We start from the raw sequence: 25,679 nt of genomic DNA, 5'->3' as shown, positions 1-25,679 counted from the left end.
TGTTTGACTATAAAGTAATTTCAGGAGGGGATAAAGATGGGGAAATCAATCGTTGATAAGATTTGGGCAGAGCATGTAGTCCACAGAGAAGAAGGAAAACCAGATTTGCTCTATATCGATTTACATCTTGTTCACGAAGTTACCTCACCACAGGCATTTTCAGGCTTAAGGATGAAAAATCGGAAGGTTCGTAGGCCGGATAAAACATTTGCTACCATGGATCACAATGTTCCGACCATTAATCGTACGCAAATCGATGACCAGGTCGCCTTAAATCAAATGACAACCCTTGAAAAGAACTGTCTCGAATTTGGAGTGGAGCTTGCGGGCATTGATAGTCCAGAGCAAGGAATTGTCCACGTTATTGGTCCTGAGTTAGGTCTTACACAGCCAGGAAAAACGATTGTTTGTGGAGATAGCCACACCTCTACTCACGGTGCCTTTGGGGCATTGGCCTTTGGAATTGGAACGAGTGAGGTCGAGCATGTTTTGGCAACACAAACCCTATGGCAAACAAAGCCCAAAACATTGAAGCTTGAAATTAATGGAGAGCTGGCAAAGGGTGTAACAGCAAAGGATGTTATTTTGTACGTTCTTGCTACTTATGGGATTCGATTTGGTACAGGGTATGTCATTGAGTACTGTGGGGATGTCATCAAGAACCTGTCGATGGAAGAGAGAATGACAATTTGTAATATGTCAATTGAGGGTGGAGCTCGAGCTGGATTAGTAAGTCCTGATGAGACAACCTTTGAATATTTACGAGGACGCAAGAATGTACCAACAGGTGAACAATTTGACCAAGTTGTCCAGCAATGGAAAGCAATTGCCTCTGATTCGGATGCTGAATATGACAAGGTTATCGTTGTTGATGGAAGTGATATTGCTCCAATGGTCAGCTGGGGAACAAATCCATCGATGACAGCAAAGGTAGATGCTAGCATCCCTCGTCAAAATGATTATCAGACTGAACTAGAGAAAGACTCTCTTGTGAGAGCTCTCTCATATATGGGATTATCAGAAGGTCAAAGAATCGAAGATATTAAGATTCAACATGTGTTTATTGGTTCTTGTACAAACTCGAGAATTGAGGATATTCGTGCAGCCGCCGAGGTTGTAAAAGGAAAACAAGTACATCCTCAGGTCCGAGCATTAGTTGTACCTGGTTCTCAACAGGTTAAAAAAATTGCCGAAGCAGAAGGCTTAGATAAAATTTTTGTTGATGCAGGATTTGAATGGCGCGATGCAGGTTGTAGTATGTGCCTAAGCATGAATGCGGATGTCGTTCCAAATGGCGAACATTGTGCTTCTACCTCGAACCGGAATTTTGAAGGTCGTCAAGGTGCGGGAGCAAGAACGCATCTCGTAAGTCCACAAATGGCTGCAGCTGCAGCTTTAAATGGTCATTTTGTTGATATCCGCAAGGTTACCGTAGGGGCAGTTTAAAGGAGGGATTACAATGAGTGGAATCAAAGAATTCGAAGGCAAAGCCGTAGCGCTTGATCGAGCCAATGTCGATACGGATCAAATCATTCCAAAGCAATTTCTAAAAAGAATTGAAAAAACAGGGTTTGGTAGATTCTTATTTTATGACTGGCGTTATCAAGCTGAAGGAGTACTTAATGAAGAGTTCGAATTAAATAAGCCGGAAAATCAAGGGGCAACGATCTTGATCGCCAATGAAAACTTTGGTTGTGGTTCTTCAAGAGAACATGCGCCGTGGGCACTCCTTGATTACGGATTTAAGGCTGTTATCGCACCTTCTTTTGCTGATATTTTTCATCAAAATTGTTTAAAAAATGGAATCGTTCCTATAGTTTTAACAGAAGAGGAAGTCGGATTCTTACTAGCAAAAGGGAAGGAGAACTCCTTTACCCTTTCGATCGATTTAGAAAAGCAGAGTGTTACCGACCATGAAGGTTTTTCAGCACAGTTCCCAATCTCACAATATTGGAAAGCGATGCTTGTGAATGGATGGGATGAGATTGAAATCACCCTTCAGCTCGATGATAAAATTTCAGCTTTTGAGCAACAACGGGAAACTGCGCTACAGATTTGATGGATATGATCATTTGCAATAGAAGCAAACGGCAAAACTTCCGCTTGCTTCTATTTTTGTTTTTTTTATTCGTACATGCTAAACTAACCTCATTAAAATTTAAGGCGGTACAATTATGAAAAAAAAGGGACGAAAGAGAATAGATGGCAATGTTATTCTATTTCCAAACCTTGAAAAGAGGTTACTAGACCGAGGGCTAGAACAACTTCAAGAGAAAAATTTTTCAGAGGCTATTCAACTGTTTGAAGAGGCTAAAGCACTCGCCCCTGAGGATTCGGATATTTATATTGGTCTTGTCTTAGCCTATTATGAAGCAGGAGCTTTGCAAAATGCGAAACAGCTTGCGAAAGAAATGCTGAAGGAAGATATCGGTGATTATTTTCAAACCGTTGACTTATATCTAATGATTCTTGTTCAACTCCATGAATATGATGAAATCATCATGACGATTGAAATTCTGGAGGAAGAAAGGGAGATTCCCCTTGATAAGCAAGAGCATTTTTCAAAGTTACTCGCCTTTAGTAAACGAATGGCAGAAGCTAGAACCTTTTCGGATTATGAGGAAGAAGATGAGGATTTATTCGATTCCGACCAACCTGTGAATTTATCCTTAGATGTGGACCCTAATAAACAGGTCCTAGCGATTGCAGAACTTGCACATAAAAATGTAAGACCATACATAGATGAAGTGAAGGATTATTTGAAAAGTAAAGAAGGTCATCCTTTTCTTAAAACAATGCTATTAAATATTTTACAAGAGCAAGAGTATGAGAAAGAGATTCTTATTGAGAAATTCGGTTCGGAGAAAACCGTGATTCCAACAAACATTCTTCCGATTCGGGAGAGTGAGCAATTTCTTGAGATAAAAGAGATACTAAATCCGATTGAGGATAAGGATCCGATTTTGTTTCAACAGGTACTAAGTCTCTTAGAAAGACACATGTTTCTAATCTCTCCATTTGAATTAGAACCTAAGGATCAGCACGTATGGGCAGCTTCATATCATCTCATTGGCTTAGAATTTAATGGAGTGGAGATGCTGATAGAGGATATGGCTTTTCGGTATAAGGTAGAGCTAGTAGAAATGGAAAAGGCATGTTCTTTCATAAGAAAATTAGAAAAAATTTCTTATCCGATAATCTAGCTTCTGTAGTTGAAACGGACAAATCGTATGTTATAATGTAGTGGTTGTAATGTGTAATTTTTGTATTTACATATTAATTGGATATGGATTTCACGATACATATTCATCATTTAATCAGTAAATGAAAATGATAATAGATTTTTGGAGGGAATTTTAGTATGTCTGCAAAATGGGAAAAACAAGAAGGGAACCAAGGGGTTCTTACATTTGAAGTAGATGCAGAAAAGTTTAACGAAGGTTTAGACGCTGCATTCAAAAAAGTAGTACAAAAGGTTAGCGTACCTGGCTTCCGTAAAGGGAAAATGCCTCGTGCAATGTTTGAAAAGCGTTTCGGAGTAGAATCTTTATACCAAGATGCTATCGATATTTTACTTCCTGAAGCATATACAAAGGCAATCGACGAAGCTGGAATTGAGCCAGTAGATCGCCCTGAAATCGATGTAGAGCAAGTTGAACAAGGCAAGAGCTTAATTTTCAAAGCTACTGTAACTGTTAAGCCAGAAGTTAAGCTTGGCGAATACAAAGGCCTAGAAGTTGAAAAGGTTGATACAGAAGTAACAGCTGAAGATGTAGAAGCAGAATTAAAGTCTCTTCAAGAGCGTCATGCTGAGCTTGTTGTTAAAGAAAACGAAAAAGCTGTAGATGGCGACACAGTTGTTATGGACTTTGAAGGTTTCGTTGATGGAGAAGCTTTCGAAGGCGGACAAGCTGATAACTATTCATTAGTTCTTGGTTCTGGTCAATTCATTCCTGGCTTCGAAGAGCAATTAGTTGGTACTGCTGCTGGAGAAGAAAAGGAAGTTGAAGTAACATTCCCTGAAGATTACCATGCTGCTGAGCTTGCTGGTAAGAAAGCAGTATTTAAAGTAAAGCTTCATGAAGTAAAAGGTAAAGTACTTCCTGAACTTGATGATGAATTTGCTAAAGATGCAGATGATGAAGTTGAAACTTTAGATGCATTAAAAGAAAAAATCAAAACACGTTTAGAAGATAACAAGAAGCATGAAGCTGAACATAGTGTTCGTGATGCAGTTGTTGAAAAAGCAGCTGAAAATGCTGAAATCGACGTACCTGAAGTATTGGTTGAAAACGAAGTGGACCGTATGTTACAAGAATTCGAGCAACGCATCCAAATGCAAGGTTTAAATCTTGATCTTTACTACCAATTCTCAGGACAAGATGAAGCTGCTCTTCGTGCACAAATGAAGGAAGAAGCTGCTACACGTGTACGCATTAACTTAACTCTTGAAGCAGTTGCAAAAGCAGAAAACATCGAAGTAACTCCTGAAGAAGTTGATGCAGAGCTTAACAAAATGGCTGAAATGTACAACATGACTGTTGAAAACATTACAACTGCACTTGGAAACTTAGAAGGACTAAAAGCGGACATTCAGGTTCGTAAAGCCGTTAACTTCCTAGTTGAAAACAGCAAAACAATCTAATTCAATTACCTAAATAAGAAAAATTTTAATAAACAAGGCGCGATTTTATCGTGCCTTGTTTTATACAATAATCTTCATACATATACTATTTAATAAGCCTTAAGCAAAAGGCAAAGCGAAAAGTCAGGTAATTGCAAAAATATCTTTAGCAAAAACTACCGACTTAAGTTAGTCCATTTTGGTTAAGCTTAACTGTACACGAGTAAATTCCACATCACGCAAGAAAAGTTAAATCGATCTCAAACCTTCAAGGGTTATTGTTTCCTGTCCTTACATAAAATGTGGTACAATGCAATACATAACTACGGAATATTTGAAGCTTGACCTAGGGTTTTTGGAGGGATTTTTTTGCTCCTTTTACCCACGTAAAATGGAATTGAGTAAAGATAGTTTAGATAGAAGACAGATTAGATCTGCAGGGCCTGAGATGGTTTAGAAGTTTTTCAAGGGGTGAAGAAATTGTTTAAATTTAATGATGAAAAAGGACAATTAAAGTGTTCCTTCTGTGGCAAGACGCAGGATCAGGTTCGAAAGCTTGTAGCTGGACCAGGTGTATATATATGTGATGAATGTATTGAACTTTGCACAGAGATCGTGGAAGAAGAGCTAGGTACTGAAGAAGAAGTTGAGTTTAAGGATGTACCGAAGCCGAAAGAAATTCGTGATATTTTAGACGAATACGTTATTGGTCAGGACCAAGCGAAGAAGAATTTAGCTGTAGCTGTTTATAACCATTACAAGCGTATTAATTCTAACAGTAAAATTGATGATGTGGAGTTATCAAAAAGTAATATTGCGATGATTGGTCCAACAGGTAGTGGTAAGACATTACTTGCACAGACACTTGCTCGTATTCTAAATGTTCCATTTGCGATTGCGGATGCAACATCACTTACGGAGGCTGGTTACGTTGGTGAAGATGTTGAAAACATTTTATTAAAGCTGATTCAAGCGGCTGATTATGATGTTGAAAAAGCGGAAAAAGGAATTATTTATATCGATGAGATCGATAAGGTTGCTCGTAAGTCAGAGAACCCGTCTATTACAAGAGACGTATCTGGTGAAGGTGTACAGCAAGCATTATTAAAAATTCTTGAAGGTACGGTAGCGAGTGTACCACCACAAGGTGGAAGAAAGCATCCTCATCAAGAATTCATTCAAATTGATACAACGAATATCTTGTTTATCTGTGGTGGAGCATTTGACGGAATTGAACCGATTATTAAGCGTCGCCTTGGCCAAAAGGTAATTGGATTTGGTTCAGATGTGAAAAAGCATGAGATTGAAGATAAGGACTTATTATCAAAAGTTTTACCTGAGGACTTATTAAGATTTGGTCTAATTCCGGAGTTCATTGGTCGTTTACCGGTCATTGCGAGTCTAACTCCTCTTGATGAAGACGCATTAATTGAGATCTTAACAAAGCCAAAGAATGCATTGGTGAAACAATATCAAAAAATGCTTGAGCTTGATGATGTAGAGCTTGATTTTGAAGAAGACGCTCTTAAGGAAATTGCGAAAAAGGCAATTGAACGTAAGACAGGAGCTCGTGGACTTCGTTCTATCATTGAAGCAATTATGCTTGATGTGATGTACGATTTACCATCTCGTGATGATATCACAAAATGTATTATTACGAAGGAAACCGTTACGGACAATAGCGCGCCAAAGCTTTTATTAAACGATGGCACTTTAATTGAAAAAGAAACAAAAACATCTGCGTAAGCGATGTTAACTTGAAGAACTGCCCCTTAAGGTCATTTAGATGATCTTCTGGGGCAGTTTTTTGTTTTTGCTGTAAACGGGAGAAGTCGTATCATCATCTTTAATCGAGTTACCAGCAAACATAAAATAATTAGCGGAAATTTTCCGGTTATATACAATACGGAGCTCGTTACGCGGGAATTAGACGGAGATTTTCCGCTTATACAAAGCAAAATCTCCTATTTTCACGTTTTTCGAATCGATAGACGGAATACCTCCGTCTAATTGAACTTTTTTTTATGATATTTGCTAATTAAGCGGAATTTTTCCTTCTATTTATCAGCCTGGGGGCTAAACCTGTGTTACTAATTGCGGGCGTCTGGCTCTTAGATGCGGAAATCAGACTCTTTTTATCAGCCAGCGTATAAAATTCAATAAAAATAGGTACTCAAAAGGACCTATGTTGAAGGAAGTTTTCTCAAAAAATCTTGTTTATTCCAAACTTTTGAAGGAGATACTAGCAAGTATACAAACAAGCTAGAGATACAGGAGGGAAAACCAATGAGTTGGACAGCGATAGCCTTATTTATCCAGCTTTTTTTCGGGATTGTCATAGGGCTTTATTTTTGGAATTTACTAAGGAATCAGCGTACCCAAAAAGTATCGATAGATAGGGAATCGAGAAAGGAAATGGACCAATTAAGAAAAATGAGGTCCATTTCTTTAACTGAACCGCTCTCAGAACGGGTTCGCCCATCTACCTTCTCAGACATCGTTGGACAAGAGGACGGCATTAAAGCACTAAAGGCTGCATTATGTGGACCTAATCCACAGCACGTCATCATTTATGGGCCGCCTGGAGTTGGAAAAACAGCTGCTGCTCGCCTTGTTTTAGAAGAAGCAAAAAAGAATCCGAAATCTCCATTTAAGAATTCCTCTGTGTTCGTTGAATTAGATGCAACAACTGCCCGATTTGATGAAAGAGGAATTGCCGACCCGCTAATCGGCTCCGTTCATGATCCGATTTATCAAGGTGCAGGTGCCATGGGGCAGGCTGGAATTCCACAGCCAAAACAGGGAGCTGTGACGAATGCTCATGGCGGGGTCTTGTTTATTGATGAAATTGGTGAATTGCATCCGATTCAAATGAATAAGCTTTTAAAGGTATTAGAGGATCGAAAGGTTTTTCTAGAAAGTGCTTATTATAATGAAGAAAATACCCAAATCCCTACTCATATCCATGATATTTTTAAAAATGGTTTGCCTGCTGATTTTCGTCTCATTGGTGCTACAACGAGGACACCAAGTGAAATTCCTCCTGCGATCCGGTCAAGATGTATGGAAGTCTTTTTCCGTGAACTAACAGATGAAGAAATTGAAAAGGTTGGAAGAAAAGCAGCAGAGAAAGTAAGATTGAAAATTAGTGAAACAGGGTTAGCTACACTTGCGAACTATGCACGAAATGGTCGTGAAGCAGTTAATTTAATTCAAACCTCTGCTGGAATTGCGATTCAGGAAGATCGTGATTTTATCAAGGATGAAGATATTGAATGGGTCGTTCATTCTAGTCAACTGACACCTCGTATGGAAAGAAAAATAATGAATTTTTCCTCAATAGGTTTAGTAAATGGGCTGGCGGTGTACGGGCCGAATACAGGCTCTTTATTAGAAATTGAAGTTATGGCTATTCCGGCTAAAATTAAGGGTTCGATTAATATTACAGGTATCGTTGAGGAAGAAAGTATTGGAGATAGAAGTAAATCGATCAAAAGAAAGAGTATGGCAAGAGGGTCGATCGAAAATGTAATTACCGTACTTCGTTCAATGGGTGTACCAGCTGATGAATTTGATATCCATGTAAATTTCCCTGGTGGAGTACCAATAGATGGGCCATCTGCAGGGATTGCGATGGCGACGGGCATCTATTCTGCAATTTACAAACGGCCAATTGACCACACTGTGGCGATGACTGGTGAAATAAGTATTCACGGCAATGTGAAACCAATTGGCGGCGTCTATCCAAAAATCAAGGCGGCAAAAAAGGCTGGTGCGACGACTGTCATTATTCCAAAAGAAAACCTCCAAACCATCTTGAATGAAATTGACGGAATAAATATTGTACCGGTTACTCACTTATCAGAAGTATTTGATGTTGCCTTATTAAAAGAAAACCCAACACAACAAGCGATTACAGCATCAATCGAACTGAAGAAAAAAGAAAGTATTTAGGTTAAATAAAAACTTCGGTTGCCTTAGAAAACCGAGGTTTTTGTTTGTCTTTTAGTATAATCAACCAATCGGAATACAGATAATAAAAATACTTCATGTGCCTTAAAATAGACTATTGGTAGCAAATACGATAGAATTGTACAATGAATTATCCTTAAATTTTGAAGATACATATGCATTTGGAGGTGCTAGAGAATGGCGAAAAAGAAAGACATTATCGTCCCCCTCCTGCCGCTTCGTGGCTTACTAGTATATCCTACAATGGTCTTGCATCTTGATGTGGGCCGGGATAAATCTGTGCAAGCTTTAGAAAAGGCAATGGTTGATGACAGTCTCATTTTTTTAACTACTCAAAAAGATATATCCATAGATGAACCTCTCGAAGAGGATTTATACACAATGGGGACCTTAACAAAGGTTAAACAAATGCTCAAGCTTCCAAACGGGACGATTCGTGTTTTAGTTGAAGGGTTAAAAAGAGCCGAAATCATCAAGTTTTTTGATGAAAAGGATCATTATGCAGTTAGCCTGAAAACATACGTTGATGGGGCAGAAAAAGATGTTGAAGATGAAGCATTCATGAGAACGCTCCTTGAATATTTTGAGCAATACATAAAAATGTCGAAAAAGATTTCGGCTGAAACCTATTCTAGCTTAGTGGATATCGAAGAACCGGGAAGATTAGCAGATATCGTTGCTTCTCATCTTCCGTTGAAGCTGAAGGAAAAGCAGGAAATCCTTGAAACGATTAATGTAAAAGAAAGAGTTAATCGTTTAATCGAAATCATTCATAACGAAAAAGAAGTGCTTAATTTAGAAAAAAAAATTGGTCAACGAGTTAAGAAATCGATGGAAAGAACGCAAAAAGAGTATTATTTGCGTGAACAAATGAAGGCGATTCAGAAAGAGCTTGGCGATAAAGAAGGCAAGACGGGTGAAATCGCTGAATTAACGGAGAAAATTGAAAAGGCGAATATGACGGAGAACGTCAAGAAAGTTGCTTTGAAGGAATTAGACCGTTATGAAAAGGTTCCATCGACTTCTGCTGAAAGCTCTGTGATTCGTAATTATCTAGATTGGCTCATCTCATTGCCTTGGACAAATGCAACAGATGATGATCTCGATATTAATAAGGCAGAAAAAATATTGAACGATGACCATTATGGGCTTGAAAAGGTAAAGGAACGGGTCTTAGAATATTTAGCTGTGCAACAGATGACGAATTCGCTAAAGGGACCAATTTTATGCTTAGCTGGACCTCCTGGAGTAGGTAAAACAAGCCTTGCTCGTTCCATTGCTCGTTCCTTAAATCGTAATTTTGTTCGTATTTCCCTTGGTGGAGTACGGGATGAATCAGAAATTCGTGGCCATAGAAGAACCTATGTAGGTGCGATGCCTGGACGAATTATTCAAGGGATGAAAAAAGCTGGTACGATTAATCCTGTTTTCTTGTTAGATGAAATCGATAAAATGTCTAGTGATTTTAGAGGAGACCCTTCTGCAGCAATGTTAGAGGTTTTAGACCCAGAACAAAACCATAATTTTAGCGATCACTATATTGAAGAAACATATGATTTGTCTAAAGTTATGTTCATTGCTACGGCAAATGATTTATCATCAATCCCAGGTCCTTTAAGAGATCGTATGGAAATTATCACAATTGCCGGATACACTGAATTGGAAAAGATTCATATTGCCAAGGATCACTTGCTACCAAAGCAGATTAAAGATCATGGCATGACCAAATCTCAGCTCCAAGTACGTGAGGATGGCATTCAAAAAATTGTCCGTTATTATACAAGAGAAGCTGGTGTACGTAGTTTAGAGCGTCAATTAGCAGCTATTTGTAGAAAAACGGCTCGGATCATTGTTTCCAATGAGAAGAAGAAAGTAATCGTTTCAGAGAAAAATGTGGAAGAGTTTTTAGGTAAAACGATTTTCCGCTATGGTCAAGCTGAACTAGAAGACCAAGTTGGAGTAGCGACTGGTCTTGCTTATACAACAGTCGGTGGAGACACATTACAAATTGAGGTTTCCTTATCTCCAGGAAAAGGAAAGCTTATTTTAACAGGAAAATTAGGCGATGTGATGAAGGAATCTGCTCAAGCGGCGTTTAGTTACATCCGCTCGAAAGCGGAGGAACTTGGAATCGATCCTGATTTTCATGAGAAACATGATATTCATATACACGTTCCTGAGGGAGCGGTGCCAAAGGATGGCCCTTCAGCTGGAATTACGATGGCAACCGCACTTGTATCAGCTTTAACAGGAAAGCCAATTAGAAAAGAAGTTGGTATGACAGGTGAAATTACCCTTAGAGGCCGTGTCCTTCCAATCGGTGGTTTGAAGGAAAAAACGTTAAGTGCCCATCGTGCGGGACTTACGAAAATTATTTTACCGAAAGACAATGAAAAAGACATAGAAGATATTCCAGAAAGTGTGCGCAATGATCTCGTGTTTGTACCTGTTACTCATGTGGATGAAGTGTTAAAGCATGCTTTGAGTGGTGGTGCAGAGTAATGAAAGTTGTTAGTTCAGAGATAGTAATTAGTGCAGTAAAACCGGATCAATATCCAGAAACCGAATTACCAGAGTTCGCGTTAGCAGGTCGTTCAAACGTAGGTAAATCCTCTTTTATTAATAAGATGCTGAATCGAAAAGGTTTGGCGAGGATTTCATCAAAGCCAGGTAAGACTCAGACGTTAAATTTCTATTTGATTAATGAGATTTTACATTTTGTCGATGTCCCTGGATATGGATATGCAAAGGTTTCGAAAAAGGAAAGAGAAGCTTGGGGAAAAATGATTGAGACGTATTTAACGAAGAGAGAGCAGCTAAAAGCGGTCATCTTAATCGTTGATTTACGACATCCCCCAACACAAGATGATGTGATGATGTATGACTTTTTGAAGCATTATGGTATTCCGTGTATCATTATTGCCACAAAAGCAGATAAAATCTCAAAATCACAATGGCAGAAACATTTTAAAGTGACAAAAGAAACATTAGATTTAGACCCAGATGATCATATCGTGCTCTTCTCTTCCGAAACAGGACATGGAAAAGACGAAGCTTGGTCAATTATTAAAAGCTATATGTAATAAAGAAAAGGCGGTACAAAAGGTCGATTATAAGACCTTTTGTACCGCCTTTCTATTTTCTTCGATTAGGAGTTTGCGTGTGGACAAAGATTTCTGATTACACGTGAATTACAACCGCATGAAGACACTAATTAGGGAAATCCTGTGAATAGTGACCGCATGGAGCGTTCATAAAGACACTAGTTAGTGGAAACGAGTGAATAGTGTCCGCATGAAGCGTTCATAAAGACACTAATTAGTGGAACCGGGTGAATAGTGTCCGCATGGAGTGTTCATAAAGACAACTATTTCAGAAAACCCGATAAAGATGTCCCCATGATTCCATCCACCATCTATTTCTTCTTAATAAACAACAAATATACCCCGAAAACAACTAGGATAATTGGCCAAAATTCCCATACGGCCGCCGTTCCGTTTTCAATTAATCCTAACCATCCGGTAATTTTGTCATAAAACAGCAATACAATTGATAATACTAAGAATAAAATTCCTTGAATGAGCCCGTCTCCGACCTTTTGATAGCGGAGAAGGAAGCCTAATGCAATTATGAGAATGAAAGCTCCAATCGAATTTGGCCAAATTGAGAATCTCTCAATAACATGAAAATGTAGGCCAAATCCAGCTAAAATAACGCCGGGTAAAATCGCTTCGTGGTCCTTTGCCATATATCCCTGAAATAAAAAGGCAATTCCAACGATGAGCAGGATTGTTGGCCAAGTATCAAATCCTTGAAACAGAGTAATTTGTGATTGCTGTAAATAAAAAAAGATCCCGAATCCTAAAAGGATAATTCCTGGGAAAATACGTTGATTTTTCATTGTTTCACTTCCAATATTGTTTACTTGAATAGGCAAGCTATTTTTGTTATGGTACTAGAGGACGAACTTTGTCGTAAACTTGCGAATCCTCTTGTAGGATAATTTTAATATTTTGGTGTTTACGCATTATATAATATCACAGCTATTCACCATATGTTCACATTTATAAAATCTTTCTGCATTATTTCATGTTATAATTATTATTAAGTAATTGTGATTATCAAGTGGGGGTGCGAAAAAAGCATGCATATACTAACTGTCGGTCTAAATTACAAAACTGCCCCTGTAGAAATTCGAGAAAAACTTACGTTTGACCCTTCTGTTCTTGCGGAAGCCATGCAGAAATTGAGCGTGAAAAAAAGCATACTCGAAAACGTTATAGTATCAACATGTAATCGTACGGAGATCTATGCTGTTGTCGACCAGCTCCATACTGGCCGTTATTATATAAAAGAATTTCTGTCAGAGTGGTTTGATATTCCACAACAAGAATTTTCACCATATTTATTTGCTTATGAACAAGATGGGGCACTAGACCATCTATTTAATGTTGCCTGCGGCTTAGATTCTATGGTACTAGGCGAAACACAAATCCTAGGTCAAGTTCGCACAAGCTTTTTCCAGGCACAAGAAATCAAAAGCACGGGTACGGTATTTAATCACTTATTTAAACAAGTCATTACACTTTCGAAACGTGCGCACTCTGAAACAGAGATTGGTGCAAACGCAGTCTCCATTAGTTACGCAGCTGTTGAATTAGCGAAAAAGATATTTGGTTCATTAGAAGATAAGCATGTTCTCATTGTTGGTGCTGGTAAAATGGGTGAACTGGCTATTCAGAACCTCTATGCAAACGGTGTTAGCGAGGTAACGGTTATTAATAGAACATTTGAAAAAGCACAAAGCTTAGCGGAGCGTTTTTCCGGACAAGCAAAATCTTTGAATGAACTTCAATGTGCACTTTTAGAAGCTGATATTTTAATTAGCTCAACAGGTGCAAAGGATTTTGTGATTACAAAAGATATGATGGAAGACGTAGAAAAGATGCGTAAAGGCAAGCCATTGTTTATGGTGGACATCGCTGTTCCTCGTGATCTTGATCCGAAGCTTGCAGAGCTAGAGGGTGTTTTCTTATATGATATCGACGATCTAGAAGGAATTGTTGAAGCAAACTTACAAGAACGTCAACATGAAGCAAATAAAGTTATGCTGATGATTGAAGCTGAAATTGTTGAGTTTAAACAATGGTTAAATACGCTTGGTGTTGTACCTGTTATTGCTGCTTTAAGAGAAAAAGCTCAGGGCATCCAAGCTGAAACGATGAACAGCATTGAACGTAAACTACCGCACTTATCTGAACGGGATATTAAGGTACTAAATAAGCATACGAAGAGCATTATCAATCAGATGTTAAAGGATCCAATCCTGCAGGTAAAAGAATTATCTGGATGTAAAGATGCCGATGAATCATTAGCGTTATTTATGAAAATCTTCAACATTGAAGAACTTGTAAAAGAACAGCAGGAATCGAAAGAAGTAGGCGATTTTAAGAAAGCTGTTGTTGCTACACCACAGGCTTCCTTTCAATCATAAAAAGGGGTCCTAACTATGATTGAAGAATATATGACTCGGCTTCATGAACTTACGATTATTGTGTATGCATTGAGCATTTTATTATATTTCATTGATTTTCTTTACAGTAACCGGAAAGCAAATAAAGTTGCCTTCTGGTTACTTGCGTTTGTATGGATTTTACAGACGATATTTTTATTGCTATTCATGGTAGATACAGGTAGATTTCCTGTGCTCACGATTTTTGAGGGATTATATTTTTATGTCTGGGTCCTAGTTACATTATCACTGGGTATCAACCGATTAATGAAGGTCGATTTCATCGTATTTTTTACAAATGTCGTCGGCTTTGCGATTATGGTTATCCATACCTTTGCCCCAATTCAATATGAATCCGAGGTTATGGTCGGACAGCTCGCATCGGAGCTACTTTTCATACATATTACGATGGCGATTCTTTCTTACGGTGCATTCTCTATCTCTTCTGTATTTTCGTTGTTGTATGTCATTCAGTACGATTTATTGAAAAGGAAGAAGTGGGGGAAAAAGCTGATCCGTATCGCGGATTTGGCAAAGCTGGAGCATATGTCTCACGTATTAAATGTGATTGGTGTGCCAATGCTTTTATTGGCACTTATTCTAGGGTTACAATGGGCATATATCAAGCTTCCAGATGTTGTTTGGTACGATGCAAAAGTAATCGGTTCCTTTATTGTCCTCACGGTCTATGGTGTTTATTTGTATTTACGTGTTGGCAAAGGAATTCAAGGGAAAAACCTGGCCCTATGGAATTTAGCGTCATTTCTTATCGTTTTAATTAATTTTTTTCTATCAGGACAATTATCGTCCTTCCATATTTGGAATTCATAGACTCTATATATGAAGCAGGAGGCTCTCATGAGAAAATTTATTGTTGGTTCTAGACGAAGTAAGCTAGCTTTAACCCAAACGAACTGGGTAATTGAGCAATTAAAGAAAATCGACCCTTCTTATGATTTTGAAGTGAAGGAAATCGTGACAAAAGGGGACAGAATTCTTGATGTGACCCTTTCAAAAGTTGGGGGAAAAGGTCTTTTTGTTAAAGAAATTGAGCAAGCCATGTTAGATGGAGAAATCGATCTTGCTATCCATAGTATGAAAGACATGCCAGCAGTACTTCCTGAAGGTTTAACGATTGGTGCAATTCCTGTAAGGGAAGACCATCGTGATGTGTTAATTTCAAAGGGACATATACCTTTAAAAGATCTTAAAGGAGGTGCTGTTATCGGAACGAGCAGTCTGCGCCGTGCAGCACAGCTTCTTGCGGTTCGTCCTGATTTAGAAATTAAATGGATTCGTGGAAATATTGATACGCGTTTAGAAAAGCTGAATACAGAAGATTACGATGCGATTATTTTGGCAGCAGCTGGCCTTTCTCGCATGGGCTGGGCAAGTGATGTGATCACAGAATTCCTTGAACCAGAAGTGTGTCTTCCTGCTGTAGGACAAGGAGCTTTATCCATTGAGTGCAGAGAAAACGATACGGAGCTACGTTCTCTTTTAGAAAAATTTACTTGTGCCAAGACGGATCAAACAGTAAGAGCAGAGCGTGCTTTCCTTAATAAAATGGAGGGCGGATGCCAGGTTCCGATTGCAGGGTATGCTTTTATCGATGAAAACGAGAAAATCGTCTTCACTGGATTGGTTGCATCTCCAGATGGGAAAACGATCTACAAAGAACGTTTAGAAGGAACAAATCCTGAAGAATTGGGCAATGCAGCTGCTAAGTATTTGACAGATAAGGGAGCTAAAGCTCTTATTGATGAGGTGAAAAAGGAGTTAGAGGGATAATGAGCTCCGCCACTTTACGTGGAAAAAAGGTTCTTGTACCAAGAGGGAAAAAGAATGCTAAATCCTTTTCGACTATTGTAGAAGAGCTTGGGGGAGTTCCTATTGAGATTCCCCTTCTCGCATTCCGTCCGGTCGAAAATCAAAAAATACCTAGCTTGCATACATATGACTGGCTTATTTTTACGAGTAATGTAACGGTAGAAACATTTTTTTCACTAGTAGGAACAGAAGACAATATTCAGCTTCCGAAGATAGCAGTCATCGGTGAAAAGACGGAACAGGCACTGCTGAGACGTAATGTCCAAGTGGACTTTAAGCCGCATGAATATGTCGCTGAAAGCTTTGTTCAAGAGTTTTCACAGTTTGTGAAAAAAGGAGACAAGCTATTACTTCCGAAAGGTAATTTAGCGAGAGATTTGATTGCGCAATTTTTCAAAGATAAGGGTCATATCGTGGATGAAATGGTGATTTATGAAACTTATTTTCCTGAAGAAAGTAAGGAAAAACTAGTTCAATTGCTAAAGTCTAAGGAATTAGATGTTCTTCCTTTTACGAGTCCATCTACGATTGATCATTTTATGAGCGTTGTGAGAGAATTGGATCTTCTAGAGTGCATAGAGGATTGTATTGTAGCAGCGATTGGTCCAGTCTCAAAACGTAGGTGTGAGGAGCACGGCTTGACCGTCCATGTCATGCCAGAAAACTATACATCTTTTGAAATGCTTAAAGCAGTTGTAGCTTTTTTAGAAATACATAAAAATTAGGAGGAACTAATTATGAGTTTATCATTTAGTCGTCATCGTCGTTTAAGACAATCTGCAGCGATGCGTTCTCTTGTTCGTGAAAATCATCTTCATGTAGAAGATTTAATTTATCCACTCTTTGTTGTAGAAGGAAATAATGTTCGTAATGAGATTTCTTCTATGCCAGACGTGTACCAGTTATCTCTAGATAAATTATTAGCAGAAATCGATGAGGTTGTTTCTTTAGGAATTAAATCGGTTCTATTGTTTGGGGTTCCAGATGAAAAGGACGAATGCGGAACGGGTGCTTTCCATGATCACGGGATTGTTCAGGAAGCTACTCGCTTAATCAAACAGCATTACCCAGAATTAATCGTGGTAGCTGATACTTGTCTATGTGAATATACAAGCCACGGTCATTGTGGAATGGTTGAAAACGGGAAAGTTTTAAATGACCCATCATTAAAATTATTGGTGGATACAGCAGTCAGTCAAGCAAAAGCAGGAGCGGATATTATTGCCCCTTCTAATATGATGGACGGTTTTGTGGCCGCTATCCGTGCTGGCTTAGATGAAGCTGGTTTTGAAGAAGTACCTATCATGTCTTACGCTGTAAAATATTCTTCTGCATTCTACGGTCCGTTTAGAGAGGCTGCAGAAAGTACACCTCAATTTGGCGACAGAAAAACGTATCAAATGGACCCAGCAAATCGTCTAGAAGCATTTAGAGAGGCTGAGTCTGATGTGGCTGAAGGCGCAGATTTTCTTATCGTGAAGCCAGGAATGCCATATTTGGATATCGTCCGCGATGTGAAAAATAATTTTACCATACCTGTAGTGATTTATAATGTAAGTGGTGAGTATTCAATGGTCAAAGCAGCTGCTCAGAACGGCTGGATTGATGAAAAAGGCGTCGTTATGGAAATGCTACTGGGTATGAAACGCGCTGGTGCAGACATCATCATTACATACCATGCTAAAGATGTCGCGAAATGGTTAAGAGAAGCTTAAGAGAAAATAAGTAAATGCAATGGAAATGAGGGAATATGATGCGCTCTTATGAAAAATCGATTGCTGCTTTTAAAGAAGCAAAAAAACTAATGCCTGGTGGAGTAAATAGTCCAGTTCGTGCGTTTAAATCAGTCCAAATGGACCCGATTTTCATGGAACGAGGAAAAGGCTCAAAGATTTATGATATTGATGGCAATGAATATATTGACTACGTCCTTTCATGGGGTCCACTCATTCTTGGTCATACAAACGATCAAGTGGTGGAAGCTCTTAAAAAAGTGGCGGAAATGGGTACAAGCTTTGGTGCTCCAACTGTAAAGGAAAATGAATTAGCAAAGCTCGTTCAAGAGAGAGTTCCTTCAATTGAAATCGTCCGTATGGTTTCATCCGGTACAGAAGCGACAATGAGTGCGCTTCGTCTTGCACGTGGGTATACGAATCGAAACAAGATTTTAAAATTTGAAGGGTGCTATCATGGTCATGGTGACTCTCTGTTAATTAAAGCAGGTTCAGGTGTAGCGACATTAGGTTTACCTGACAGTCCTGGAGTTCCAGAAGGAGTCGCAATTAACACGATTACAGTTCCTTATAATGATCTAGAAGGCGTCAAGCTTGCTTTTGAACAATTCGGCGATGATATCGCAGGGGTAATCGTAGAACCTGTAGCTGGAAACATGGGTGTTGTTCCACCATTACCAGGATTCTTAGAAGGCCTTCGTGAAATTACGAAGCAATATGGCGCACTTCTTATCTTTGATGAAGTCATGACAGGCTTCCGTGTAGGCTATAATTGTGCTCAAGGTTACTTTGGTATTACTCCAGACCTAACTTGTCTTGGAAAAGTAATCGGTGGTGGTCTACCGGTTGGTGCATACGGTGGTCGTGCGGAAATCATGGAGCAAATTGCCCCAAGTGGTCCGATTTATCAAGCTGGAACATTATCTGGTAATCCACTTGCGATGACTGCTGGTTATGAAACACTTAGCCAGTTAACTCCTGAATCTTACGATGAGTTCATTCGTAAAGGGGATATGTTAGAGGCTGGTCTTAAAAAAGCAGCTGAAAAACATGATATTCCAATCACAGTGAACCGTGCTGGTTCAATGATTGGCTTCTTCTTTACAAATGAAAATGTCATCAATTATGAAACTGCAAAATCCTCGAATTTAGACTACTTTGCTGCTTATTACCGTGAGATGGCGAACCAAGGTGTGTTCTTACCACCATCTCAATTTGAAGGATTGTTCTTGTCCACTGCTCACAGTGATGAGGACATTGAAAAAACAATTGCAGCTGCTGAAATTGCATTTTCAAAGCTAAAATAAATTTATTTGAAAAGCAGGGTTTAATCACTTTTGTGATTTTCCCGGCTTTTTTTGTCTCTGGAAGTATGCTTTTTATCAAAATGATTTCTTGGAATAAAAAGTAATTCTAAGTAGGATTGGGGCGGAAGGTATGAGACTTCTGGAGATTTGTTAAAAGTTTAATCACTTAATACAAAGTTCGATTATTTAAGATAAAGATTGATCAATAATCATAATAATTTTACCTCCATTAATATCTGAAAGTTGAGGTGATTTTTTGTCAAATAATTATGTTAGTCTTAGTATTAAGATTGTGAGAAAATCTACTTCCACTAACAAGGCCAGTTAGTTGAAGAAGGAATGGATAACTTTAAAATGAAAACTCGCCAAAATGACTTCGGCGAGTTATGTTTTTTTTTTCACAATATGAACAATTTAAAAAACTGTTATCTTGATATTTTGGAAATGTACCTAAACAATTTAGTAACTTTTTGCAAGTAGTTATTCCATCATGTTTTTCGATAATTGGTACGCTTTCTCTACCCATTCGTCGATTTCATCCCTTGACATACGTAAGGCATTCACAGAAGTTCCATACCCGATTTCCTTTTTACCCTCTTCTAATCCTTTAAAAATACCATCTGCGAATGCATCTAATGGTTCTCCAAACGTGTGTAAACCGGCTCCACCTAAATCTGTATTCACAGCCGGAGGAGCAACTTCAATGACTTCTACAGACGTATCAGAAAGTTGGTGTCTGAGACTCAGTGTAAAGGAATGAAGCGCTGCTTTTGTTGCTGAATATACAGGAGCAATCACAGCTGGAGTAAAAGCTAACCCAGATGTCACGTTAATAATAGTTGCCTCTTCTTTTGTTGCAAAAAATGGAGCGAATAACATAGAGAGCTGGAACGGTGCTTCTATATTGGTTGCGATTTCTTTACTGAAATGACTCCAATTGTTCTTCGAGTCCGTATTTAACACGTGAAAACGTTGTTGGATACCTGCATTGTTAATTAACACATTCACATCCGGATAGATGGATGTTACCCAATCAAACAATGCTACACGCTCTGATTCAATAGCCACATCACTTACACGAGTAATCAGGCTCGGGAATTTTTCTTTCGCGTTTTGGAGTACCTTTTCACGTCGTCCACAAACAATGACTTTATTTCCAGCCTTTATAAAGCGTTCCGCGAAAGCCAATCCTATTCCTGCACTTCCGCCTGTAATCAATATTGTATTTCCTGAAAGTTTCATTTTAGTTCCTCTTTTCCATGATTTTCTCGAACTAAATAAAAACATATCGCAGTAAAACTCGTTGGATTGGACCGAACACGCGTTGAATTTTCTTGCCTGAATCTGTTTTGTGTAACGTTCAATTATAAAGCCAATCCCCTTTAGGATTCAGTCATTAATGAAATTTCAGCTAACGCAGCTTGCTTGTGCTGCCTTTTGAATTACCATATCTTAGGCATTCGAGTGAGATTTTTCTTCACGTACTGATTTAAGTTTTAATGAAGAAGCAAGTATTACTAGGATACTCACTACTCCAATCCATACTAGGGTAGACACAGATGAACTCCAAGTTAATCCTTTACCGAAGAAGAACAGCTCTCGTAGACCCTGTACCATGAATCGCATTGGTAACCAAGGATTAACCCAATCTCGATAAAATGGAGACATCATTTCCGGAGCCATTGCAAGTAATGGTGCACCAAAGAAAAGCATTAAGATAAATATAGGCATACCTTTAAGCCCCAATAGTGTAAGTACAGCTGATATCATTAGGAAAAAGCTAAAGGCAGTAATGGATAAAAATAATGCTGTATCTGTGAATTCTGGGATGTGTAATCCTAGCATTCCATCTGCCAGCCAAGTTATTCCAAATCCAACGACAAGACCAACAATTGCTCCCAATAGAATTTGAACGATCTTTACGACAAAATTCTCTTTGCGATTAGCAATCGATAATTTACTAACAGCCATAAAGATAATAGCGGCACCCACTAGACTTGCCATCCATAGTGGCTGGAATAAGGAAACAGGAGCATTACCGTTTGCACTTTTTGTGCCAATTTCATTAACATTAGTGACCTTTTTTGTAATAGGAGTTGCAAGACTTGCAGCTTGTTCTGTTGTTAATGTTGCACCTTGTTTTTCAAAACCTTGAAGTAGTTGGGTACGAACATTGTTGTTCATATTATCCACAATTCCGTTTAATACCTGTCCTGCCATCGTGGATGCCGCAGTATTCATCCCCTGATTTATATAGATTTGTACTTCTGGTGAAGAAGGCGTTGTTGTCTGTAATGATGCTTGTTTAGCACTGAAATCTTTCGGAATTACCAATGCCGCATAATATTTTTGATTATCCATTCCTTTTTGTGCTTCATCTGCAGTCTTTACTTCAACCCATTTCACAGCCGGGTCTTCGTCCGTTGTTGTTGCTGTTTTTTGTATCATTTCAACGATTGTGTCACCCATATTCATCTTTGGTTGATTCGGAATTTGCACTCCTTGGTCTTCGTTAACAATCGCTATCGGCAAATTTTTCGGTTGGGGTTGGACAGATGGAAAAAGTGTTAGTGAAAAAATAAATATGACTACTAAAGCAAAGATCGGTGATAATAACACCAATTTGTTTTTTAAAATATTCATTAGTTTAAAAACTCCCTTATAGTAATAAAGTAAAAAAGAGCGAACTTGGTTTCAAAAAACGGTGTGACATCCCTCCTTATATTCTAATCCCAATTAATGAACAACAAGTTGACTATTGTTACAAAGAAATATTACAATGAATTTAAAATAAGCTCAATAATCAATAAAAACGAATGTGTTCATTGATAAACAGATTATAACTTACTGTTCATTCAGAACGATTAACTTATAAAGGAAGAAATAAAAATGGTTCAATCACTAAGAGAAATGAAAGTAGCAAAAACGAAGGAATTATTAAGAAATACCCTTATAGATTTAATCGAAGAAAAAGGGTTTGATGCTATTTCAGTAAGAGATATAACGTTAAAGGCTGGATTAAACAGAGGTACATTTTATCTTCATTACCGTGATAAACATGACTTAATGGAAAAAAATCAAAATGAACTGTTGAAAGGACTACATGAAAAACTAAAGCAATTAAAACCATACGAATTTGATAGATATTATTCAAAAGACATGATGTATCCGCCAATTCTTCAACTCTTTTATTATTTGATGGAAAACAAACGCTTCATTAAAATTATGATTAGTTCAAATGGAGATCCAGCTTTTCCTAAAAAAATGAAAGAATATATAAAAGAATCTTTTTATGAAAAATTAAATATTATTAAAGACCAGAATATTATCGATGTCCCACATGAATATACTACAGCATTTATTTCATCTGCATTTTTTGGTCTAATTGAGCAATGGATAGAAAAAGATGAACAAAATACACCAGAGGAAATGGCATTAATGCATATGAGAATGTTGAATTTTATGAAACAATCAATAAGACAAAATTTGAAATAGCAGATGATGATCGTTGAAAGCGAGTACCTGTGTGGAAATCAAAGATAATAATAGTCACCTTTTCTGGTGGCTTTTTTTATGGCTAAAGTTATCATAAAAGACTTCTCCCACTCATAAATTGTTAATGACATGGTGATTAATGAGAGGATACGAAAGGAGGAGTCGCTTTGTCTGAAGGAAATGAGTCATTCTTACGTTTTTCCTTGGAAGAATCGGTATGGTTTCAAAAAGGACAGGAAGTAGCGGAGTTAATCACAATTTCGCTTGACCCAAATATAACCATTCATGAAAATGAGCAGTACGTAACGATCGAAGGGGCATTGCAATTAACAGGAGAGTACAAACGCCACTCCGTAGATGTGGAAGAGGAAGAATTTCCAGCATCACCTAAATTTATTCAACAGGTAGAAGAAAGAGGAGAAGGGGTTACGGAATTTTCTCATCGGTTCCCGGTGGATATTACAATCCCGCAACATCGGATTGCTAGTATCTATGATCTGGATGTTGAAATTGAATCCTTTGATTATGCATTTCCTGAACGAAGCTGCATGAAACTTACTGCGGATTTAACGATTACTGGCTTAAAAGGCGATGATCAGAAGGAAGAAGTAGAGGTTGAAGAAGAAGTGCAAGTTCAAGAGTTTGCCTTCCGTGGACCTGAGGTGAACCAACCAGAAAGCGTGGCGGAAGAGGTACAGGAATTCGAAGAAACAGTTCCTCCGACTGCACAACTATTCAAACCATTCGAGGTTGAAGCACGAAAAACTTCTGGAGAGCCTGAAGAAGAGTCTACACCTATTGAATTTGAACAAGACAGTATTCCGACGCTACAAGTCTTTCAATCAGAAAAACCGGACTATCCAGATATCTCTTTCTCAGCTCAGAGAAGCGAATACGGTACGAATGCTGAGGCTAATTTGAACCAGCCTGCCGTGGAAGAAGCAGAGATAGAATACGAAGAGCCATCCTTTGAAGAAGAAGCTCCTGCCGCAGAGGAAGTTGAAACTAAGAAAAAGAAGAAGAAATCGAAAAAGCAAGGTATTTCTATTACTGAATTTTTGGCTCGAAAAGAAATTGAGGAAGATGTGGCAAAGCTAAGGGTATGCATTGTTCAAAATGGAGATACACTTGATGTATTGGCTGAGAGATATGACATTTCTGTTCAACAACTCTTGAAGGTGAATCATTTAGAGGTTAATCAAGATGTTTATGAGGGGCAGGTTTTGTATATTCCAGCTACCGTTGCTCACAATTAATGGAGTGAATGGGTCTTAATATACACATGATGAAAACTGGCTGGGTGGGGAGGAAAAACCTGCTCGGCTATTTTATTTGGCGTTAGGCTTTGTTATTGTCGTTGTTGATTTTTTGATTTTCGACTGGTGTACAAACTAACCGGAAAAATTCCGCTTAATTATAGTGAAATAGGTGAATTTCTTAATTTAGCCGGAATTTTTCCTTCTATTTTTCAATGTTATAAATTCAATAACCAACCTTTAACAGAGCTTTGCGTTAAGAAAAGAGCTACTATTTTGCTGAGGGAAGAAGTGGTTTTGGGTGAGTAAATCGAATCAATTGAAGGAAGTTTCCCCGATTCTGAAACATTTTGGGGTCACACCTCACTTTGTTGAAAATTTCGGGAAGGTAAGCAGAATCTATGGAGATAAAGGTGTCTTTGCCTTGAAAAAAATTCCTCCAACACATGGGACCCATTTTATCAAAAACGTTCAGTACCTTTATCAAAAGGGCTACAATCGTATTGTCCCAATTTACCCCACGTTAGATGGACGCTATGCAATTATCCATAACAATCATTTGTATTATTTAATGCCATGGCTACCGAATGAAGTAAAAGAAGAACAGGATGAGCGGCATAAGCAAATGTTCAGGGAATTAGCTAGGCTTCATATCTTATCGGTTCGAGAGGTGTCGATTAATAAAGAGGAGAAACAGGAGCATTATGAGGCGACCATTCATGAATGGGAAACGGAAAATGAATTTGTTGAGGGGTTCCTAGAGCATTGTGAAAATCAGTGGTATATGTCTCCGTTCGAGCTGCTCTTTTGTCTCTATTACAATGATATTAGTCAGGCCCTTCGCTATTCAACGAATCAATTTAAGGAATGGTTTGAGAAGACAAAGGATGACAATAAAGCACGAATAGTCATTTCTCATGGAAAGTTATCGACGGAGCATTTTATCTATGATGATAGAGGATATGGCTTTTTTGCCAACTTCGAGGATAGTAGACAGGGTTCTCCAATGCATGATTTGTTGCCGTTTTTATCAAGAGCTTTGAAGACCTATCCAAAGAATAATGAGGATTGTGTAGACTGGCTCTACACATACTTTAAGTATTTTCCTTTAAAAGAAGCCGAATTGCATCTTCTCTTAAGCTATTTTGCACAGCCAGGACCTTTTATTAGAATTGTAGAAGATTATTATAAATCCCCAAATAAAAATGAGCGAAAGTTTGTTCAAAGACTGCAAAGACAATATTGGCAGTTGAAAAATATTGAATATATTGTCATGCGCATCGATGAAATTGAAAGGCAGAAGAAATTAGCACAAGAAGCGGCACAGGCTGAAGCTGAGGGACAGGATGGAGCCCAAGGTTGATATAAAATGGGCTCCTAAATTAAGTCCAATTTGAAAGCAAAAGCAATTAAAATAAGAGCGATCAAGAATAGCACATCAAAAGCGGTTGGGAATAGGAGTGTTCGTACTCCTTGAAAGATACAAAATGGGATAATAAATTGCCCGAGTACCCCTCGCGACTTTCGCAGCCAAGGCGGAAGCGAATACGGATTATATCTTCTTCTCATCATTTTCCCTCCATTTCTACTAGTAAAAGAGCCTTAATTTAATTTATGTCCACTGTTTCTGGATTGTGTCTAAAACTTTTTCTGAATGGAACAATGATCAGAAACGTGTATATAATATAAAAAAATCGGATATCCTTATTGACGTTACCCTTCGTTTTTAGGTAGTATAATGAATATATAAATAAGGAATAGGCTTTGATAGGGAAGAGTACTATGGACACTTGCTTTTAGAGAGGAAAACCATTAGCTGAAAGGTTTTCTAAGTAATTCCAAAGGAAGTCACCCTTGAGCATCTTTTATGAAAGAATTTTCGAGTAGTAAAAGACGGGAAAACCGTTATCGATTTAAGTGCCAACCAAGTACTTTATTTTTGGTTGGAAA

At 38.2% G+C, this 25,679-nt stretch carries 21 protein-coding genes and 1 other annotated feature (1 of these 22 only partly in view); of the genes, 17 read left to right on the top strand and 4 right to left on the bottom strand.

The features are described 5' to 3' along the window. Positions 1 to 36: 36 nt before the first annotated feature. The 8 genes from leuC to yihA all read left to right on the top strand — a co-directional run bounded on the left by leuC (position 37) and on the right by yihA (position 11,679). Positions 37 to 1,446: a 3-isopropylmalate dehydratase large subunit gene (gene leuC / locus FA727_RS16130; protein WP_136832575.1), complete on the top strand. Its 1,410-nt coding sequence runs from the start codon at positions 37 to 39 to the stop codon at positions 1,444 to 1,446. A gap of 13 nt (positions 1,447 to 1,459) precedes the next feature. Further along, positions 1,460 to 2,059 carry a 3-isopropylmalate dehydratase small subunit gene (leuD, locus tag FA727_RS16125; protein ID WP_136832573.1) on the top strand — a complete coding sequence of 200 codons (600 nt, stop codon included), beginning with the start codon at positions 1,460 to 1,462 and terminating at the stop codon, positions 2,057 to 2,059. Positions 2,060 to 2,174: 115 nt separating this feature from the next. Then, positions 2,175 to 3,203, top strand: a complete 1,029-nt coding sequence (locus FA727_RS16120) for a tetratricopeptide repeat protein (protein WP_136832572.1) — start codon at positions 2,175 to 2,177, stop codon at positions 3,201 to 3,203. Positions 3,204 to 3,361: 158 nt separating this feature from the next. Next, on the top strand, positions 3,362 to 4,645 hold the full coding sequence (gene tig / locus FA727_RS16115; RefSeq protein WP_136832570.1) for a trigger factor: 1,284 nt from the start codon (positions 3,362 to 3,364) through the stop codon (positions 4,643 to 4,645). Between the two features lie 459 nt (positions 4,646 to 5,104). After that, positions 5,105 to 6,370, top strand: a complete 1,266-nt coding sequence (gene clpX, locus FA727_RS16110; RefSeq protein WP_136832569.1) for an ATP-dependent protease ATP-binding subunit ClpX — start codon at positions 5,105 to 5,107, stop codon at positions 6,368 to 6,370. Positions 6,371 to 6,910: 540 nt separating this feature from the next. Next, positions 6,911 to 8,578: an ATP-dependent protease LonB gene (gene lonB, locus FA727_RS16105; protein ID WP_136832568.1), complete on the top strand. Its 1,668-nt coding sequence runs from the start codon at positions 6,911 to 6,913 to the stop codon at positions 8,576 to 8,578. Positions 8,579 to 8,773: 195 nt separating this feature from the next. Then, entirely contained in the window at positions 8,774 to 11,098 is a 2,325-nt protein-coding gene (gene lon, locus FA727_RS16100; RefSeq protein ID WP_136832566.1) for an endopeptidase La, read from the top strand. Beyond that, entirely contained in the window at positions 11,098 to 11,679 is a 582-nt protein-coding gene (yihA, locus tag FA727_RS16095) for a ribosome biogenesis GTP-binding protein YihA/YsxC (protein WP_136832565.1), read from the top strand. The genes lon and yihA overlap by 1 nt, the downstream gene beginning before the upstream one ends. A 332-nt stretch (positions 11,680 to 12,011) precedes the next feature. Here yihA and FA727_RS16090 read toward each other — a convergent pair whose 3' ends face one another. Next, entirely contained in the window at positions 12,012 to 12,497 is a 486-nt protein-coding gene (locus tag FA727_RS16090; RefSeq protein ID WP_136832563.1) for a LiaI-LiaF-like domain-containing protein, read from the bottom strand. Between the two features lie 243 nt (positions 12,498 to 12,740). Between FA727_RS16090 and hemA the strand changes: the two genes are divergently transcribed. The 6 genes from hemA to hemL are packed head-to-tail and all read left to right on the top strand — an operon-like array spanning position 12,741 to position 18,978. Further along, positions 12,741 to 14,090, top strand: a complete 1,350-nt coding sequence (gene hemA / locus FA727_RS16085) for a glutamyl-tRNA reductase (protein WP_136832562.1) — start codon at positions 12,741 to 12,743, stop codon at positions 14,088 to 14,090. Positions 14,091 to 14,105: 15 nt separating this feature from the next. Next, positions 14,106 to 14,939 carry a cytochrome C assembly family protein gene (locus FA727_RS16080; protein ID WP_136832561.1) on the top strand — a complete coding sequence of 278 codons (834 nt, stop codon included), beginning with the start codon at positions 14,106 to 14,108 and terminating at the stop codon, positions 14,937 to 14,939. Between the two features lie 27 nt (positions 14,940 to 14,966). Further along, on the top strand, positions 14,967 to 15,899 hold the full coding sequence (gene hemC, locus FA727_RS16075; protein ID WP_136832559.1) for a hydroxymethylbilane synthase: 933 nt from the start codon (positions 14,967 to 14,969) through the stop codon (positions 15,897 to 15,899). Further along, positions 15,899 to 16,663 carry a uroporphyrinogen-III synthase gene (locus tag FA727_RS16070; protein WP_136832558.1) on the top strand — a complete coding sequence of 255 codons (765 nt, stop codon included), beginning with the start codon at positions 15,899 to 15,901 and terminating at the stop codon, positions 16,661 to 16,663. The genes hemC and FA727_RS16070 overlap by 1 nt, the downstream gene beginning before the upstream one ends. A 12-nt stretch (positions 16,664 to 16,675) precedes the next feature. Further along, positions 16,676 to 17,653, top strand: coding sequence for a porphobilinogen synthase (gene hemB, locus FA727_RS16065; protein WP_136832556.1), 978 nt, complete (start codon positions 16,676 to 16,678; stop codon positions 17,651 to 17,653). A 38-nt stretch (positions 17,654 to 17,691) separates the two neighbouring features. After that, positions 17,692 to 18,978, top strand: a complete 1,287-nt coding sequence (gene hemL, locus FA727_RS16060) for a glutamate-1-semialdehyde 2,1-aminomutase (RefSeq protein WP_136832554.1) — start codon at positions 17,692 to 17,694, stop codon at positions 18,976 to 18,978. 480 nt (positions 18,979 to 19,458) lie between these two features. Here hemL and FA727_RS16055 read toward each other — a convergent pair whose 3' ends face one another. Beyond that, positions 19,459 to 20,220: an SDR family oxidoreductase gene (locus FA727_RS16055; RefSeq protein WP_136832552.1), complete on the bottom strand. Its 762-nt coding sequence runs from the start codon at positions 20,218 to 20,220 to the stop codon at positions 19,459 to 19,461. Between the two features lie 210 nt (positions 20,221 to 20,430). Next, positions 20,431 to 21,615, bottom strand: coding sequence for a YhgE/Pip domain-containing protein (locus tag FA727_RS16050; protein ID WP_136832857.1), 1,185 nt, complete (start codon positions 21,613 to 21,615; stop codon positions 20,431 to 20,433). Positions 21,616 to 21,867: 252 nt separating this feature from the next. Here FA727_RS16050 and FA727_RS16045 point away from each other — a divergent pair, with 252 nt between their 5' ends. The 3 genes from FA727_RS16045 (at position 21,868) to ysxE (ending at position 25,092) form a co-directional block, all read left to right on the top strand. After that, positions 21,868 to 22,473: a TetR/AcrR family transcriptional regulator gene (locus FA727_RS16045; protein WP_136832550.1), complete on the top strand. Its 606-nt coding sequence runs from the start codon at positions 21,868 to 21,870 to the stop codon at positions 22,471 to 22,473. Between the two features lie 167 nt (positions 22,474 to 22,640). Beyond that, entirely contained in the window at positions 22,641 to 23,729 is a 1,089-nt protein-coding gene (spoVID, locus tag FA727_RS16040; protein ID WP_136832548.1) for a stage VI sporulation protein D, read from the top strand. A 301-nt stretch (positions 23,730 to 24,030) separates the two neighbouring features. After that, the gene (ysxE, locus tag FA727_RS16035) at positions 24,031 to 25,092 is read left to right on the top strand and encodes a spore coat protein YsxE (protein WP_136832546.1); all 1,062 of its coding nucleotides are present in this window, start codon (positions 24,031 to 24,033) and stop codon (positions 25,090 to 25,092) included. Positions 25,093 to 25,106: 14 nt separating this feature from the next. Here the strand turns inward: ysxE and FA727_RS16030 are convergent, their stop codons facing one another. Continuing rightward, complete coding sequence (locus FA727_RS16030) at positions 25,107 to 25,298, bottom strand: YszA family small membrane protein (RefSeq protein WP_136832544.1); 192 nt, start codon at positions 25,296 to 25,298, stop codon at positions 25,107 to 25,109. A 186-nt stretch (positions 25,299 to 25,484) separates the two neighbouring features. Continuing rightward, positions 25,485 to 25,679, top strand: a binding site (T-box leader) (it continues 38 nt past the right edge of the window).

The organism is Robertmurraya kyonggiensis, assembly GCF_005116465.1.
GTDB classification, from domain to species: Bacteria; Bacillota; Bacilli; order Bacillales; family Cytobacillaceae; genus Robertmurraya; species Robertmurraya kyonggiensis.
The sequence above is the reverse complement of the archived record's forward strand: the minus strand, read 5'-3'. Positions and strand labels throughout refer to the sequence as shown.